The organism is Martelella mediterranea DSM 17316 (assembly GCF_002043005.1).
Lineage (GTDB): Bacteria > Pseudomonadota > Alphaproteobacteria > Rhizobiales > Rhizobiaceae > Martelella > Martelella mediterranea.
In genome coordinates this window covers 2,835,075-2,851,919 of the sequence record NZ_CP020330.1, presented here as the reverse complement: position 1 = coordinate 2,851,919, position 16,845 = coordinate 2,835,075, and the positions used below count along the sequence as shown (strand labels likewise).

Sequence of the window (16,845 nt, the reverse complement as noted above, 5' to 3'; positions counted from 1 at the left end):
ATACCATGTCCAAACCACTCGAAGGGCGGCTGGCCGTCGTGACCGGCGCCTCCCGCGGCATCGGCTATTTTACCGCGCTCACGCTCGCTAGCGAAGGCGCGCATGTGATTGCCTGCGCGCGCACCGTCGGCGGGCTGGAAGAACTCGATGATGCGATCAAGGCCGACGGCAATGGTTCGGCCACGCTGGTGCCGATGGATCTTGCCGATATGGGCGCTATCGACCGGCTCGGCGGCTCGATCTTCAAGCGCTGGGGCAAGCTCGACATCATGGTCGCCAATGCCGGCGTGCTCGGCGTCGTCTCGCCGCTCGCCCATGTCGAAGCCAAGGTGTTCGAACAGGTCATGACCGTCAACGTGACCGCCACCTGGCGGCTGATCCGTTCGCTGGAGCCGCTGCTGACGCAGTCGGATGCCGGGCGCGCGGTGCTGCTGTCCTCCGGCGTCGCCCATACCTGCCGCCCGTTCTGGGGGCCCTATGCGGCGTCCAAGGCCGCCGTCGAGGCACTGGCCCGCACCTGGGCCGGCGAAACCGCTCATACCGGGCTCAAGGTCAACAGCGTCGATCCCGGCCGCACCCGCACCGCGATGCGCGCCCAGGCAGCGCCCGGCGAGGACCCGATGACGCTGCCGCATCCAAGCGAGGTTGCGGCAAAGATCGTGGGGCTGACGCGGCCCGATTTCACCGAAAGCGGCAAGCTCTACTCCGTCCGCGAGGACCGCCTCAAGGACTATCAACTGCCGCAATAAGGGGACCGGGCGATGCGCACATGGCTGAACGAGCCGGCCGAGTGGTCCGCGGATGGGGCAACGCTGACGCTCGTCACCGAAAAGGCGACCGATTTCTGGCGCGAGACCTTCTACGGCTTCACCCGTGACAGCGGCCACGCCTGGCTGGAACCGGTGACCGGCGATTTCTCCGCCAGCCTCACCGTCAGCGCCGATTATCAGGCGCTTTACGATCAGGCCGGCATCATGCTCCGGATCGATGGGACCCATTGGATCAAGGCCGGGATCGAATTCACTGACGGCCTGATGCATTTTTCGACGGTCGTGACCCGCGATGTCTCCGACTGGTCGGTGATCCCGCTTCATTCAGCAACGCCGGAAACGCCGGTTTCTATCCGGATCACCCGGCATGACGATGCCGTTCGTGTCCAGTTTCATCTCGGCGACGGAAAATGGCAGATGGCGCGGCTTTGCCCCTTCCCGGCCGCCGATGCCCTTGTCGGCATGACCGCCTGCACGCCGGAACGCGCCGGGCTGAACGTCCGCTTCAGCGCCTTCGAGGTCGGGCCGCCGATCGCGCGGCAACTTCACGACTGATCAGATCCGGCGGATGCGCCAGTTCAGAATGACCGCGACCGCGACCAGGATGGCGGCCATCAGCGAAACCGCGCCGAAACCATCCGCCGCATAAAGCGCGCTCATCAGCAAAGGGCCACAGAACACGGCGATATAGGTCACCGTGATGTTGAGGCCGATCAACATGCCGCGCGCGTCAGGTTTGCTCTGCGCCAGCAGTAGAACGGTGAGACTCAGCCCGAAATGGTTGACGAAGCCCAGCACCAGCGTTGCCAGAAGCGAGGTCCAGAAGGTCTGGGTTGCGACGATCAGCATCAGGTAGATCAAACACGAACTCGCCAGAAAATAGGGAAAGACCCGCCTCGGCCCCAGCCGGTCCACCTGCCGGGCGACAAATCCGCCGATGCCGAAGCCGACGCCGTAGGTCAGAGCCGCCATGCTGGCCGCCGTGGCGCTGATGCCCAGCGTTTCGCGCATATGGTGGCCGAGCAGCGCATAGGTGCCGTAAAAGGCGCTCATGAAGCACAGGCAGGTGACCAGCAGGCTGCGGACCCCGACAATGCGCAACACCTGAAGTCTGGCCGGCCCCTTCGCGCGGCCTGGCTCAACCGGCCGGGAGGGACGGAACATCGCGAAGGCCACGGCCTGCAGCGCGGCTATGCCGCCGAGCGCGAAATAGGCGGTGCGCCAGTCCAGCATATCGCTGAGCGCCGCGGAGACCGGCACGCCAAGTATAAGGGAAATGGACCAGCCCGACAGCACAATGCCGAGAGACCGCGCGCCCTGACCTTCCGGCGCGATCCGCACCGCCTCCGAATAGATCGCCGGCAGCAGGATGCCTGTCGCCACGCCGACCAGCGCCTGACCCGCGGCCAGCCCCTGCCAGACCGGCGTCGCCGCCGAGCCGATAAAGCCGAGCGCCATCACGACAAAAGCCGCTGAAAACACCAGCCGCGCATCCGACCGATCGATCACGCGCGAAAGAAAAAACGCCGAAAGGCCGGTCGCGCCGCCGAAAGCGGAGATCGACCAGGTGATCGGGACGGCGGTGGTGTTCAGCGATGCGGCGACATCGCTCAGGATCGGGCTGAGGATGAACGAATTGGCGCCGATCAGAAAGACGCCGATAACCAATGCGGCAAGCCGCAGCCGGAATGTGAGCGGATTTGGCAAGGAAGGACCTGTGACAAGTGATTCACGAGCAAACATTATCGCCCGATCACTCTGCCACGCAACCCGCCCTTCGGCGCGACAGCCAACCGTATTTCATCGGAAAGCTGGGATAATCAGGTGATCCCGGTGATCCGCCTGATTATCCAGATCCTTCGGCGCTAGAACTTGTAGCCGAGGCCGACCTTCACGACGCTCTGCGATGCATCCATGCTGAAATTGGGGTCCCAGCTGAAGCTCTTGTCGTATTTCGGGAAATCGCTGTAGCGATACTCGATGCGACCGAACAGGTTGTCGTTGAAGGCATGTTCGATGCCCGCGCCTATGGTCCAGCCAAGAATTGCCTGTTCGCCGGTGTCGAGCGAATAAAGCGCTGTCGAGCCTACCACCTTACCGCTGGCAACTTCGCCGCCCGCCGTGGCATAGATCAGGGTCCGGTCCATGGCGTAACCGAGCCTGCCGCGCAGCGAACCGGCCCAGCCGCGCTCGAACTTGCCGACCGCCGGTTCCGGCGCACCGCTGATGATCACCTGAACCGACTGGTCGTCCGAGTTGCCGAAGTAATCGACTTCGCCTTCCACGCCGACAACGACATCATTCGAGAGCTGGTAGTTGTAGCCGAAGAAGGCGCCGCCGACCCAGTTGTCGAAATCGAAACTGTTGTCGACGAGGCGGTAGGTATTGGCATTGGCCTGCGTCCAGTGATAGCCGAAGGCAGCACCCAGATAGAAGCCGGTCCAGGTGAAGCCCGGCTGTTCAACGATAACGACATCCTCAACGACCGGCGGCGTATAAACCACGTCAGCCGCCTGAGCACCGATGGCGGGCACGAACGCCGCCGCGAGAATTGAAATTCGCTTGATCATTTTATGCACCCCTGTTGCTCTTCCAGATTAAAAGGTAGGGCATAGAGTGCATTAGTATAGTTTAAATTAGATTATTATTTTCGGAAAAGCGGACACTGGTACATAAAAAGCACACATACATATCTATCTTATTGATTAACAAAAATAATTTATAAACTCTACCTTAAGTAAAAAAAACCTGATATACTACTTTAAATCGATCTTCGCCTGTGCGGACGCGATCGCGGCGCAAATCTGCCGGGCCAGAGTAGACACCCGGCAGCAACAACCGGCAGGACGCGACCGCCCTGCACTTCCGGCCAATGCGAGGAGCGGTCGGGCCTAGAACTTGTAGCCAAGACCGGCTTTCAGCAGGCTCTGGCTTGCCTTTATGCTGAAGTCCGGGTCCCAGCGAAAGCTATGATGGACCGACGGGAAATAGGAGTAGCGGTATTCGAGCCGGCCGAACAGATGATCGGTAAACGCCTGCTCGATGCCCGCCCCGGCCGTCCAGCCCAACATCACCTTTTCGCCGGTGTGCAGTGAATAGGACGGGACGCTGCCGGTCACGCTGCCCGTAGCCACCTCGCCGCCCGCCGTTGCGTAGACCAGCGTGCGGTCGAAGGCATAGCCGAGCCGGCCCCTTAGCGAACCACCCCAGCCGAGGTCGAAATCACCGGTCCCGGCCTCGGGCACGCCGGCAATAATGATATCAAGGGTCTGGTCATTGGCGCCGGCCGAATAGTCGAACTCACCCTCCAGGCCGAGAACCAGATCGTTATCAAACTGATAGTTGAACCCGAAGAACCCGCCGGCGAGCCAGTTGTCGAGCTGGAAATCCCTGTCCACCAGCCGCCACGTATCGGCTTCGGTATCAGTCCAGTGATAACCCGCTAGTGCGCCGAGATAAAAACCGGTCCATTTGAAACCCGTCCGCTCGACCACAATGACTTCGTCGTTTACAGGCGGCGGCGTAAACACCACATCCGCAGCCTGGCTGGCAGCGGCGGACAGGAACGTCGCCGCGCAAACCGTCAATCTCTTGATCATTTGAAAGCCCCCTGTTGCTTCAAGAAGATGATTACAGAGAAATATATATAGGTAAAGTTTAAAACTTAATTATATCCCCATATATAACTGATTTTTACATCATAAAAACGCAACTATCTGTAAATTATATTAATTTATTACTTTATATTTTAGTGATACAAGTTTTAGAATGATGCTTGAGCATCCACAAATCCAGAATCCCCCATGCGGGCTTGACGCCGGCACCCCGACTCGCCATAACTCCGCGCATGAACATGGCCATCTGCACGATCTGCATCATTATTCGCTAGCGCTTCGCTGGCCGGCCGTTCTTGTCCTGAAAATCCATCCCAGACAGACGACCCGGCTTCTGGGCGCGGCTCGTCAATACGGATTTCGGGAGAGACGACATGGGCAATGCCCTCAGACTCTACAACACGCTGACCCGCGAGAAGCAGGCTTTCGAGCCGATCGATCCGGACAATGTGCGCATGTATGTCTGCGGACCGACGGTCTATGACTTCGCCCATATCGGCAATGCCCGCCCGGTGATCGTGTTCGACGTGCTCTTCCGGCTGCTGCGCCATCTCTATGGCGAGGACCACGTCACCTATGTCCGCAACATCACCGACGTCGATGACAAGATCAACGCGCGCGCCAAGCGCGACTACCCGGACCTGCCGCTGAACGAGGCGATCCGCGCCGTCACCGAAAAGACCGCCGACCAGTTCCACAAGGATATCGCAGCCCTCGGCGTGCTGCCGCCAACCGTCGAGCCGCGCGCCACCGACCATATCGACGGCATGGTGGCGATGATCCAGACGCTATTGGACAAGGGCAATGCCTATGTCGCGGAGGGACCGGAAGGCAAGGAGGTGCTGTTCGACGTGCCGTCCATGCCTGACTACGGCAGGCTGTCGCGCCGCAATCTTGAGGATCAGCAAGCCGGCGCCCGCATCGCCGTCGAAAGCCACAAGAAGAGCCCCGCCGATTTCGTATTGTGGAAGGAAAGCGCTGGCGACGAACCCGGCTGGGAGGGCCGGTTTACGGTCGACGGCCAGTCCATCGCGATCCACGGCCGCCCCGGCTGGCATATCGAATGCTCGGTGATGTCGGAAAAGCATCTCGGCGAGACTTTCGACATCCACGGCGGCGGCCTCGACCTGATCTTTCCCCACCACGAAAACGAAATCGCCCAGTCCTGCTGCGCCCACGGCAACCACGTGATGGCGAACGTCTGGATGCATAACGGCTTCGTGCAGGTCGAGGGGCGTAAGATGGCGAAGTCGGAGGGGAATTTCGTGACGATCCACGATTTGCTGGGAACAGAGAAATTCGGCGGCCGGAAATGGCCCGGCGAGGTGCTGCGGCTGGCAATGCTGATGACGCATTACCGCGAGCCGATTGATTTTTCGGTGAAGCGGCTTGAGGAGGCGGAGAACATTCTGGTGAAGCTTCGCCGGAAAACCGAAGGTGCCGCCGCCGGAGAAATCACCTCGCCGTTCCGGCAGGCCATCGAAGACGATCTCAACACGCCAGACTTCATTGGTCATATGCTGGGTGCCGGAGTATCGCCGTCGTCGCTGGCAGCCGCGGGCGACCTTCTGGGACTTGATCTGCGGCCGATACAGACTGATTTCGATGTCCAGTCCTGCGTTAATCAGCGCCTCGCCTTCATCCGCGACAAGAACTGGGCCGAAGCTGACCGTATCCGCGATGAACTCGCCTCTCAGGGAATCCAGCTAAAGGATTCAAAAGACAAGGAAACCGGCGAACGCATCACCACTTGGGAGGTGAAGCGGTGAACACCGAGCGCGCTGTATTACTCCAAACAATCTCCCCCCTTGAGGGGGAGATGTCGCGAAAGCGACAGAGAGGGGTATCGGGTATAATCCGCAAACACCGTGCCCTCGGAGAGGGTTCACCCCTCTCTGCCCCTGTCGGGGCATCTCCCCCTCAAGGGGGGAGATTGGGGGTTGCGGACGCTTCGGTTTGCATGAAGACGCCCGGTTCGCGGGATCTGACTTTATGGAATGGAAACAGGCGAACGCATCACCACGTGGGAGGTGAAGCGGTGAATACTGCGCGCGCCGTATCGCTCCAAACAATCTCCCCCCTTGAGGGGGAGATGTCGCGAAAGCGACAGAGAGGGGTAATGGGCATAAGCCGCATACTCCGAATTCGCAGAGAGGGTTCACCCCTCTCTGCCCCTGTCGGGGCATCTCCCCCTCAAGGGGGGAGATTGGGGGTTGCGGGCGCCCACAGTGACAGATTAGCCTGCGTTTTTGGCGGCCGACCTGCAAATACTATTGGCCAGATAGCAGAAGCGCCGCACTCTTACCCTCGCAAGGAAATCGAGGGGAACATCAACATGCCGCATCATGCCGTCTCAAAAAGCTTGCGGGCCAACGCACGCCGAATGAGCAAAGACATGACGGACGCGGAACTGAAGCTCTGGAACGAACTTCGCGCCAAACGGTTAATGGGTCTGGCGTTCCGCAGGCAGATGCCGATTGACCGCTATATTGCCGATTTCGCGTGCCCCGATCATAAGCTGATCATCGAGGTCGATGGCTCGCAGCACGGCGAAAGGCTTGCTGAAGATGCAGTGCGCACGGCCCGCCTTACCGCTCTCGGTTGGACCGTCCTCCGCGTCTGGAACGACGATGTGCTGCGCGATATCGACGCGGTCTGCACCCATATTCTCAGAACCATCGGGAGGCATGCGCCATGACCGAACCCGGCTTCTCCGGCGGCTGTCAGTGCGGCGCCGTTCGCTATCGCGTCGAGGGCGCGCTTTCGTCGCCGCATCTGTGCCATTGTCGCATGTGCCAGAAAGCGGCCGGCAATTACTTCATGCCGCTGGCGAGCGCGGACAACGAGGCGTTTTCGCTGACGCGCGGCGCGCCGCGGTGGTTCTTTTCGTCCGAATTCGTCAAGCGCGGCTTTTGCGAGGATTGCGGCACGCCGCTATTCTTCATGACCGAGGGCGGAGATCATGTGTCGGTGACGCTTGGCAGTCTTGATGATCCCTCCGCAGTGGTTCCGGCAACGCAGGATGGCGTCGAGGGGCGTGTGCCGTTCTTCCATGCCCTGCCCGGCCTTCCCGAGCGATTGACCGACCGATCCGACCTTCCCGGCGGAACGCAAGGCGTGGCCGGCAGCAGCCGTCAGCATCCCGATCATGACACCGACCATTGGCCGAAGGAACGTGACAATGAGCGATGAACGCAGTTTTTCCGGCGGCTGCCAGTGCGGCGCGGTGCGGTTTCGCGCAAGCCATCTCGGTCGCCCCTCGATCTGTCATTGCCGGATGTGCCAGAAGGCGTTCGGGAATTTCTTCGGCGCGCTGGTGACGGCCGATATTGCGCATCTCACATGGACCCGCGGCAAGCCGAAGATGTTTCGCTCCTCCGCCAAGGCGCTGCGCGGGTTCTGCGAGAACTGCGGCACGCCGCTGACCTATCAGTTTTCGGGTGGTGTGGAACTCGCGATCGGCGCATTTGACGAGCCGGAGCATTTCGAGCCGCAGATCCAAGTCAACCACGATCATCGCCTGCCGTGGATCGATACGCTGTTTGAAAAGCCCGGACGCCCGCAGACGCTGGAGGAAAGCGAGATCATCTCGCGCCAGCACCCCGACCACGACACGGACCAATGGCCGCCCGAAGACGGCCCGGACGCATAACAGACCCATAAGAATGGCCGCGAAGGCCCCTAGGGATGGAGACCCGACAATGTCAGACCGCGAACGCATCTACCTGTTCGACACAACCTTGCGCGACGGCCAGCAGACGCCGGGCGTCGATTTCTCGGTCGAGGACAAGATTGCGATTGCCAATATGCTCGACCATTTCGGTATCGATTATGTCGAGGGCGGCTATCCCGGCGCAAACCCCACCGATACCGCCTTCTTCTCCAAGCGGCGCACCGGCCGGGCGAAGATGACGGCGTTCGGCATGACCAAGCGCGCCGGCGTCTCGGCATCGAACGATCCAGGCCTCGCAGCGCTGATCGGCGCGGCGGGCGACGCGGTCTGTCTGGTCGCCAAAAGCTGGGACTATCACGTCAAGGTCGCGCTCGGCATCTCCAACGAGGACAATCTCGAATGCATCGCCGACAGCATCGCCGCCGTTGCGGCCTCCGGCAAGGAGGCGCTGCTCGACTGCGAACACTTCTTCGATGGCTACAAGGCCAACCCCGCCTATGCGCTCGCCTGCGCCAAAGCCGCCTATGATTCCGGCGCGCGCTGGGTGGTGCTGTGCGACACCAATGGCGGCACGCAACCGGACGAGATCGCGGAAATCATCGCCGCCGTGATCGCGGGCGGAATCCCGGGCGAAAACCTCGGCATCCATGCCCATAACGACACCGGACAGGCGGTCGCCAATTCGCTTGTCGCCGTCAACGCCGGTGTGCGCCAGGTCCAGGGCACGCTGAACGGCATCGGCGAGCGCTGCGGCAATGCCAACATCATCACGCTTGCCGCCACGCTGGCGCTGAAGGAGCGCTACAGCAGCCGTTTCGAACTTGGCATCGATGCCGAAGGGCTGACCGAAATCTCCGCCCTCTCCCACGGCTTCGACGAGCTGCTGAACCGCGCGCCAGATCCCCAGCTTCCCTATGTCGGCGCCTCGGCCTTCGCCACCAAGGCCGGCATTCACGCCTCGGCGCTTCTCAAGGATCCGAAGACCTATGAGCATGTCGATCCCGCAGCCGTCGGCAACAGCCGCAGGGTGATGGTTTCCGACCAGGGTGGAAAATCGAATTTCATCAACGAACTCAATCGCCTCGGCATTTCCGTTGCCAAAAACGATCCGCGCCTCGACAAGCTTATTGCGATCGTCAAGGAGCGCGAGGCCATGGGCTATGCCTATGAGGCCGCCGATGCCAGTTTCGAGCTTCTGGCGCTGCGTGAACTCGGCAGCGTGCCGGAGTTCTTCCGCGTCGACAGTTTCCGGGTGATGGTCGAGCGGCGCTTCGACAGCCACGGGCGGGTGAAGACGGTATCCGAAGCCGTGGTCAAGCTCGAGATCGATGGCCGCAAGGTGATGTCGGTGTCGGAGGGCGACGGCCCGGTCAACGCGCTGGACAAGGCGTTCCGCAAGGACCTCGGCAAATTCCAGGGTGAGATCGCCGACCTCAAGCTTGCCGACTACAAGGTGCGCATCCTCAATGGCGGCACGGAGGCGATCACCCGCGTGCTGATCGAGAGCGTCGACGATGACGGCGTCAGGTGGTGGACGGTCGGCGTTTCCGAAAACATCATCGACGCCTCGTTCCAGGCGCTGATGGATTCGATCACCTTCAAGCTGATGAAAAACCGCAAGCTCGCCGGCCGCGCGGCCGCGGAATAGGCGGTTGGTTCAATTCATTTGATGGTTTGAGCGCAAGTTTCGTGTGGCGGCGGCGCTAGCGAAGGTCTATTGCGTTTGATCAAAAGACTTCAAGGAAACACCATGTCCGCCGAAATCACAGCCGCCCACGAAGCGCCGGCGCCGCAGGGCGATAGCACCAAGGGTTTCGTCCTCGCCTTCATCGTCTTCATGATGTGGGGCGTGCTGCCGCTTTACATGAAGCTCGTCATCGACCTTCCGACAGACGAAATTCTGGCGCACCGGATCGTCTGGTCGCTGCCGTTCGCAGGCGCGATGGTCGCCTATTCCGGCCAGTCGCGCACCGTCACCGGCGTCCTGCGCAAGCCGAAGATGATGGGGCTTGTGGTGCTGTGCAGCCTGTTCATCACGCTCAACTGGGGCACCTATATCTATGCGGTCAGCACCGCCCAGACGGTGGACGCGGCCCTCGGCTATTTCATCAACCCGCTGTTTTCGGTTGCGCTCGCGGCCCTGATCCTCAGGGAAAAGCTCGGGCGCGGGCAGATGGTCGCCGTCGTCCTCGCCTTCGCGGCGGTGGTTATTCTGACGGTGGAGCTCGGCCGTCTGCCGCTGGTCGCCCTGGCGCTGCCGCTCAGTTTCGGGCTCTATGCCTTTCTGCACAAGGTCATGCCGGTGGAAGGCACCACCGCCTTTACGCTGGAGGCCATGGTGCTGAGCGGCCCGGCGCTCGGCTACATCATCTATCTGGAAGCGACTGGCGCCGGGCATTTCCTGCGCTCGCCGGTCACGGCGCTGCTCTTGATCGGTTGCGGCGCGGTCACAGCCATTCCGCTGCTGATCTATGCGAACGCGACCAAACTGCTGCGTCTGTCGACCATCGGCATCATGCAGTATATCGCGCCGAGCGTGATCTTCCTGATCGCCGTGCTGATCTTCCGCGAGCCGCTGGAGCCCGCGAAACTTGCTGCCTTCGCGCTGATCTGGGTGGCGCTGGTGATCTACACCGCGCCCATGGTCCGGCGCAGACGCAAGGCATCGGCGGAATAGCGATGCCTACATCTTGCCGATGATCCGGGCGTCGCCGTCGTCGTCGGCCGTTTCCGCCCAGCCGGCCTCGATCGCCGGGATCATGTCCTCGACATTGGCGATCAGCTGCGGGCGCACCTGATGGCTGGTGTGGAGGAATCCTTCCTTCAGCATATGATCGAGCAGCTCGATCATCGGCTGCCAGAAACCGCCGATATCGCCGAGAATCATCGGCTTGGTATGACGGCCAAGCTGCGCCCAGGTCATGATCTCGACGATCTCCTCAAGCGTGCCGATCCCGCCGGGTAGTGCCACGAAGGCGTCCGCCCGTTCGAACATGGTGTGCTTGCGCACATGCATGTCCGGCGTGATCATGAGCTCGTCGAGCGCCTCGAGCTGGTCTCGGGTCGCCTCCATGTCGACGAGGAATTCCGGGATGATGCCGAGCACATGGCCACCGTTTTCCAGGACGCCCTCGGCGACGGCGCCCATGATGCCCTTGGTTCCGCCGCCATAGACGAGGCCGTAGCCGGCGGCGGCTATCGCCGCGCCAAGCGCCTTGCCGGCGCGCATATATTCCGGCGCCGCGCCCGGCCTGGAGCCGCAATAGACGCAGATGCTGCGAATCGGTTTGTCTTGTTTTTTCATGACGTCAATCAATCCCATTAGCCCGCGACAGGTCAAGTTCATTGCATTTCGAACACAATCGCAGATTTACCCTGTTCACGCTTTGCCGAGACAGCCAATGAACTCTTGTATATATCCGGCACTATGGCTAGCGTTTTCAGCCAATTGGCGTCGTCGCCTCTTCGGAGCTCTGAATGAAAAATAACCGGTCCGGTATTGTCATCGCCGTCATCCTGCTCGTTCTCCTTGCAGCGGGCCTCTATTATTATACCCGCGAGGATAGTGGCGAGACTGGCAGCAGCACGGAAGGCAGCGCGCCCCAAACCGAGCAGAGCGAGCCCGCGGACGCATCCGGCGAGAGCGCGAGCAGCCCGGACAGCGACAGCGACGCCAACGAAGAGCAGCAGCAGACGGGCCTGCGGATCCCCACTTTCGACGTGCTGCGCGTGGAACCCGACGGCACGGCCGTGATCGCAGGCGCCGCGGAGCCGCTTGGCGTGCTCGACGTCAAGGAGGGCGATACCGTGGTCGCCTCCTCCAGTGTCGGCGATTCCGGCGATTTTGTCGCCATCATCGAGACCCCGCTGACGCCCGGCGATCACCTCATCTATCTCGACGTCACCATGCCCGACGGGCGCACCGCCCGCTCGCTGCAAACCGCGACGATCTCGATCCCCGAAACCCCGGATGGCGACCTGCTGGCCCTGATCACCGAGCCCGGCAAGGCTTCCGAAATCATCGCCGCGCCGGATGGCGACGGAGGCGCACCCGAAGGTACGGTGATCGCGCGCGCGCCGGGTTCATCAGGGCAGCAGGAGAACGGCGAACAGCCGTCCGCCCAGCAGAATCGCGACGGCGGCATGGCCTCGGACAACACAACCCCGACGGGCGGAAACGCAGCGCAGACCAGCGCCAACGAGCAGACACAGGATGGGTCCGGCACGGATAGCGCCAGCGATCAGGCGGAGACCCAGCTTCAGACGGTTACGGTCGAGACCGACGCGGAAAAGACGGGCCGGAACGGCGGCCAGGGCGAGGTCGTGGCGCTTGTCAGCATCAAGGCTGTCGAAATCGAGGGCAACCGCCTGTTCGTGGCCGGAAGCGGCGCGCCGGGCGCCACCATTCGCGGCTATATCGACGACGCGCTCATCGGCGATGCCGAGATCAACGTCGAGGGCAATTATGTCCTCGATGCGGAGATCGACGTTTCGGTAGGCCTGCACACGATCCGCGTCGATATGCTTGACGCGGACGGCGGGGTCGTCGCCCGCGCCGTCGTGCCCTTCGACCGTCCGCCGGGCGATCAGGTGGCGGCGGTTTCAGGCGCACCCGCAACCAGCGGCGAGCAGCAGCAGGATGGCACGCAGACCTTTACCCAGCCGCAGCTTGAAAGCAGCGACAATGCCGTCATCATCCGCCGCGGCGACAATCTGTGGCGCATCTCGCGGCGCATGTATGGACGCGGCGTGCGCTACACCACGATCTACCTCGCCAACGAACCCCAGATCGTCAATCCCGACCTGATCCTGCCCGGCCAGGTCTTCTCCGTACCCAAGGAGCCGCTGCCGATCGGGGAAGCCGAAACGATCCACCGCCGCCTGCTGGAGGGCATGCCGATCGGCCCGGAATACCATCTTCCGGCGGGCGACCAGTAGCCGCATAAAACGCGGTCCAAAAAACGGCGACGGTGAAATTCGTTTCGGCCCGCTGCCATTGCAATATCCGCGCGGCGACCTTATGTCGCGGGTAAAGCGGCGCCCCGCGGGGCGCCTTTTGTTTTGAAAATTCTTCTATTTCGGCTCGGCCTTCCGGTCTTGAGCGCGGGGACAAGCATGGCAGATCGCGGCAAAACCGTGTCAGCGGATTCATCCAATCCGCTTCAGACAATCATCAATCTATGGCCGTATATCTGGCCGGAAAGTCGCCCGGACCTGAAGCGTCGCGTGGTTCTCGCCACGATCGCGTTGGTGGTCGCCAAGCTTATCCTTCTGCTGGTCCCCTATTCCTTCAAATGGGCGACCAATGCGCTGACCGGCGAGTTGCAGATCAACACCGTCCTGCCGGCCGTCCTGTTCGGGGCTGTCACGCTGGTGCTGTTCTACAATCTGGCTCGCATCGGCCAGCTTGGCTTCAACCAGTTGCGCGATGCGCTGTTCGCCAGCGTCGGTCAATATGCCGTGCGCCGCCTCGCCCACCGGGTTTTCGTGCACATGCATCAGCTTGCTTTGCGCTTTCACCTCTCGCGCAAGACCGGCGGGCTGTCGCGGATCATCGAGCGCGGCACCAAGGGCATCGAGACGATCGTGCGGTTCACGATCCTGGCAACGCTGCCGACCGTGCTTGAATTCATCCTGGTCGCGATCATCTTCTGGTGGGGCTACGGCTTCGATTATCTTGCGATCACTGCCGTCACGGTCGTGCTCTATGTCTGGTTCACCATCAAGGCCAGCGACTGGCGCATCGCCATCCGCCGCGAAATGAACGACAGCGACAACGACGCCAACACCAAGGCCGTCGACTCGCTTTTGAACTACGAGACCGTCAAATATTTCGGCAATGAGAAGATGGAAGCGCACCGCTTCGACACCTCCATGGCCGTTTACGAGAACGCGGCGACCCGCATCTGGACCTCGCTTGGCTGGCTCAATTTCGGTCAGGGCGTGATCTTCGGCATCGGCATGACGATCATGATGGTGCTGTCCGCGATCGCGGTTAAAAACGGCACCCAGACCATCGGCGATTTCGTGTTCATCAACGCCATGCTGATCCAGCTCGCGATCCCGCTTAATTTCATCGGCTCGGTCTATCGCGAAATCCGCCAGGGCCTGACCGATATCGAGCAGATGTTCGATATCCTCGAGGAAGATCTTGAGATCACCGACAAGCCCGATGCCCCGGACCTGCAGATCCGCCAGGGCGCGATTGCCTTCAAGGACGTGCATTTTTCCTACGACCCCGCCCGCCCGATCCTCAAAGGCGTGTCCTTCGAGGTGCCGGCCGGCAAGACGGTGGCAATCGTCGGCCCGACGGGCGCGGGCAAGTCAACGATTTCGCGCCTGCTGTTCCGCTTCTACGATGTCAACGAGGGCGCGATCACCATCGATGGGCAGGACCTGCGCGAGGTGCGCCAGTCGAGCCTGCGCGAGGCGATCGGCATGGTGCCGCAGGATACCGTGCTGTTCAACGACACGATCGCCTACAATATCCGCTATGGCCGCACCTCGGCGACCGACGAGGAGGTCAACGCCGCCGCCGAACTCGCCCAGGTCGGCGATTTCATACGGCAATTGCCGGAAGGCTTCGACACCCAGGTCGGCGAGCGCGGATTGAAGCTTTCGGGCGGCGAGAAGCAACGCGTGGCCATCGCCCGCACCATCCTCAAGGCCCCGCCGATCCTGGTGCTCGACGAGGCGACGTCCGCGCTCGACACCCATACCGAACGCGAAATCCAGGCGGCGCTGGATGTGGTCTCGAAAAACCGCACCACGCTGGTGATCGCCCACCGGCTTTCCACGGTGATCGGCGCCGACGAGATCATCGTGCTCAAGCGCGGCGAGATCGCCGAGCGCGGCACTCATGATGCGCTGATTGCCGCCAACGGGCTCTATGCCCAGATGTGGGAGCGCCAGCGCGAGGCGACCCTTGCCGAGGAGCAGTTGCGCAAGGTGCGCGAGAGCGACGATATGGGCGTGATCATGCGGCTCGACCCCGCCAACTGAGCAGACTGCCGTAAAACCGACGCACGGCCGTGTTCCCAAGGCCGCGCGCAGCCTGTAATGTGGCCCTTCAGAACCCGGGCAACCAAGCGAGGACCAATGACCATTATCGATTCCATCCGGCATTCGATGGCGCCGATCCACAAGGAAGGCCACCGCTTTGTGGCGATCTTTCTGGTGGCGACCCTGATCCTTGGATGGATTGCCCAGCCGCTGTTCTGGATCGGCCTGATCGCCACGCTTTGGTGCGCCTATTTCTTCCGCGATCCCGACCGGATGGTGCCGCAGGACGACAATCTCGTGATCAGCCCGGCCGATGGCCGCGTTTCCGCGATCAGCGAGGAAATTCCGCCGGCCGAGATGGGCCTCGGCGCAGAGCCGATGCTGCGCATCTGCGTGTTCATGAACGTGTTCGACTGCCATGTGAACCGCGCGCCGATGGCCGGCCGCATCACCGGCATCCACTATCGCCCCGGCAAGTTTCTCAATGCCGAACTCGACAAGGCGAGCGAGGACAATGAGCGCAATGGTCTGGTGATCGAAACCGCCCATGGGTCGATCGGCGTGGTGCAGATCGCGGGCCTCGTCGCCCGCCGGATCGTCTGCTTCTCGCAGAACGGCGATGTGCTTGATGCCGGCGAGCGCTTCGGCCTGATCCGCTTCGGTTCGCGGCTCGACGTCTACCTGCCGACCACCGCCACGCCGCGCGTTGCCGTCGGACAGATGGCGACGGCCGGCGAGACCGTGCTGGCGGGTTTCGGCGGTTTTGATCTTCCGACCGTCGGACGGAAAATCTGATGGATGAAGGCAGTAAGGAGCGTGCGCTGGAGCCACGGGTGAAGCCCACGGGCGACAAATCCGGCCGTGGACCCCGTCTGCGCGAAATACCGCTCCGGCTCATCATCCCCAACCTGGTGACCGTGCTTGCCATCTGCGCCGGGCTTTCCGGCATCCGGATGGCGATCGACGGCCAGTTTCCCAAGGCCGTCGCCATGCTGCTGATCGCCGCCTTTCTGGACGGCGTCGACGGCAGGCTGGCGCGGCTCTTGAAGGCCTCCTCCAAATTTGGCGAACAGATGGATTCGCTCGCCGATGTCGTCAATTTCGGCATCGCGCCGGCGCTCGTCGCCTATACCTATCTGCTGAATGACGGCGGTACGCTCGGCTGGATCGCGGCACTGACCTATGCGATCGCCGCGGCGCTGCGCCTCGCCCGCTTCAACGTCATGGCCGACCGCAAGCGCAAGGCGAGCTGGCAGGGCGAATATTTCGTCGGCGTCCCCGCGCCGCTTGGCGCGATCATCGTGCTGCTGCCGGTCTATCTCGGCTTTCTCGGCATGGAACTTGGTCGCGGCGTGGCGCTGGTTTCCGCCGCCTATACCGTGCTCATCGGCTTCCTGCTGATCAGCCGCCTGCCGGTCTGGTCCGGCAAGAGCCTCGGCTTCACCGTAAGGCGCGATTTCGCGCTGCCGATGATGCTGGTTGCCGTGCTCTCGGTCGCGCTGCTGTTCGCCTATACCTGGCACGTGATGATCGCCGGCTCGGTTCTCTACCTCCTGAGCCTGCCGCTGGGCGCCCGCGCCTGGCACCGCAAATACGGCACGCTGGTGATGGAGGACGACACCGAGGACGACGAAGACGACGGCCAGCCGCGCAAGAACCGGCTGGATCTGGATATTTGATGTGTTGGCGGCATCGGTGACCGATGCAACGCAGCCGTCGCCAGGCGCCGGTTACATACAGAAGCTTTTCCGCCAACAATCTCCCCCCTTGAGGGGGAGATGCCCCG

General features: G+C 61.9%; 16 protein-coding genes. 12 read left to right on the top strand and 4 right to left on the bottom strand.

The features are described from left to right. Nucleotides 1–5: 5 nt before the first annotated feature. Together Mame_RS13315 and Mame_RS13310 are read left to right on the top strand one after the other, a co-directional pair. The gene (locus Mame_RS13315; RefSeq protein ID WP_018066477.1) at nucleotides 6–749 is read left to right on the top strand and encodes an SDR family NAD(P)-dependent oxidoreductase; all 744 of its coding nucleotides are present in this window, start codon (nucleotides 6–8) and stop codon (nucleotides 747–749) included. Nucleotides 750–761: 12 nt separating this feature from the next. Continuing rightward, on the top strand, nucleotides 762–1,325 hold the full coding sequence (locus Mame_RS13310) for a DUF1349 domain-containing protein (RefSeq protein WP_018066476.1): 564 nt from the start codon (nucleotides 762–764) through the stop codon (nucleotides 1,323–1,325). On the opposite strand, the gene Mame_RS13305 is transcribed toward Mame_RS13310, so the two are convergent. The 3 genes from Mame_RS13305 to Mame_RS13295 all read right to left on the bottom strand — a co-directional run bounded on the left by Mame_RS13305 (nucleotide 1,326) and on the right by Mame_RS13295 (nucleotide 4,369). Beyond that, the gene (locus Mame_RS13305) at nucleotides 1,326–2,477 is read right to left on the bottom strand and encodes an MFS transporter (protein WP_018066475.1); all 1,152 of its coding nucleotides are present in this window, start codon (nucleotides 2,475–2,477) and stop codon (nucleotides 1,326–1,328) included. It abuts the gene before it with no gap. A 158-nt stretch (nucleotides 2,478–2,635) separates the two neighbouring features. Next, nucleotides 2,636–3,340: an outer membrane protein gene (locus Mame_RS13300; protein WP_018066474.1), complete on the bottom strand. Its 705-nt coding sequence runs from the start codon at nucleotides 3,338–3,340 to the stop codon at nucleotides 2,636–2,638. A 321-nt stretch (nucleotides 3,341–3,661) separates the two neighbouring features. Next, a complete protein-coding gene (locus Mame_RS13295; RefSeq protein WP_018066473.1) occupies nucleotides 3,662–4,369 on the bottom strand; it encodes an outer membrane protein in 708 nt (235 codons plus the stop codon). 389 nt (nucleotides 4,370–4,758) lie between these two features. Between Mame_RS13295 and cysS the strand changes: the two genes are divergently transcribed. The 6 genes from cysS (at nucleotide 4,759) to rarD (ending at nucleotide 10,734) form a co-directional block, all read left to right on the top strand. After that, complete coding sequence (cysS, locus tag Mame_RS13290) at nucleotides 4,759–6,153, top strand: cysteine--tRNA ligase (protein ID WP_018066471.1); 1,395 nt, start codon at nucleotides 4,759–4,761, stop codon at nucleotides 6,151–6,153. Nucleotides 6,154–6,719: 566 nt separating this feature from the next. Further along, complete coding sequence (locus Mame_RS13285; RefSeq protein WP_079920795.1) at nucleotides 6,720–7,082, top strand: endonuclease domain-containing protein; 363 nt, start codon at nucleotides 6,720–6,722, stop codon at nucleotides 7,080–7,082. After that, complete coding sequence (locus tag Mame_RS13280) at nucleotides 7,079–7,576, top strand: GFA family protein (RefSeq protein ID WP_018066469.1); 498 nt, start codon at nucleotides 7,079–7,081, stop codon at nucleotides 7,574–7,576. The genes Mame_RS13285 and Mame_RS13280 overlap by 4 nt, the downstream gene beginning before the upstream one ends. Beyond that, complete coding sequence (locus Mame_RS13275; RefSeq protein WP_018066468.1) at nucleotides 7,566–8,036, top strand: GFA family protein; 471 nt, start codon at nucleotides 7,566–7,568, stop codon at nucleotides 8,034–8,036. Before Mame_RS13280 ends, Mame_RS13275 begins: the two co-directional genes overlap by 11 nt. Nucleotides 8,037–8,085: 49 nt before the next feature. After that, nucleotides 8,086–9,705 (top strand): citramalate synthase, encoded by a 1,620-nt coding sequence (gene cimA / locus Mame_RS13270; protein ID WP_018066467.1) that lies wholly within the window; start codon nucleotides 8,086–8,088, stop codon nucleotides 9,703–9,705. A 102-nt stretch (nucleotides 9,706–9,807) separates the two neighbouring features. Continuing rightward, entirely contained in the window at nucleotides 9,808–10,734 is a 927-nt protein-coding gene (gene rarD / locus Mame_RS13265; RefSeq protein WP_018066466.1) for an EamA family transporter RarD, read from the top strand. Between the two features lie 6 nt (nucleotides 10,735–10,740). On the opposite strand, the gene Mame_RS13260 is transcribed toward rarD, so the two are convergent. After that, nucleotides 10,741–11,361, bottom strand: a complete 621-nt coding sequence (locus tag Mame_RS13260) for an LOG family protein (RefSeq protein WP_026173767.1) — start codon at nucleotides 11,359–11,361, stop codon at nucleotides 10,741–10,743. A 173-nt stretch (nucleotides 11,362–11,534) separates the two neighbouring features. Between Mame_RS13260 and Mame_RS13255 the strand changes: the two genes are divergently transcribed. The 4 genes from Mame_RS13255 (at nucleotide 11,535) to pssA (ending at nucleotide 16,738) form a co-directional block, all read left to right on the top strand. Further along, complete coding sequence (locus tag Mame_RS13255) at nucleotides 11,535–12,995, top strand: LysM peptidoglycan-binding domain-containing protein (protein WP_018066464.1); 1,461 nt, start codon at nucleotides 11,535–11,537, stop codon at nucleotides 12,993–12,995. A 177-nt stretch (nucleotides 12,996–13,172) separates the two neighbouring features. Continuing rightward, nucleotides 13,173–15,059: an ABCB family ABC transporter ATP-binding protein/permease gene (locus Mame_RS13250; RefSeq protein ID WP_018066463.1), complete on the top strand. Its 1,887-nt coding sequence runs from the start codon at nucleotides 13,173–13,175 to the stop codon at nucleotides 15,057–15,059. A 96-nt stretch (nucleotides 15,060–15,155) separates the two neighbouring features. Continuing rightward, on the top strand, nucleotides 15,156–15,854 hold the full coding sequence (locus Mame_RS13245) for a phosphatidylserine decarboxylase (RefSeq protein WP_018066462.1): 699 nt from the start codon (nucleotides 15,156–15,158) through the stop codon (nucleotides 15,852–15,854). Next, on the top strand, nucleotides 15,854–16,738 hold the full coding sequence (pssA, locus tag Mame_RS13240) for a CDP-diacylglycerol--serine O-phosphatidyltransferase (protein WP_018066461.1): 885 nt from the start codon (nucleotides 15,854–15,856) through the stop codon (nucleotides 16,736–16,738). The genes Mame_RS13245 and pssA overlap by 1 nt, the downstream gene beginning before the upstream one ends. Nucleotides 16,739–16,845: the final 107 nt, after the last annotated feature.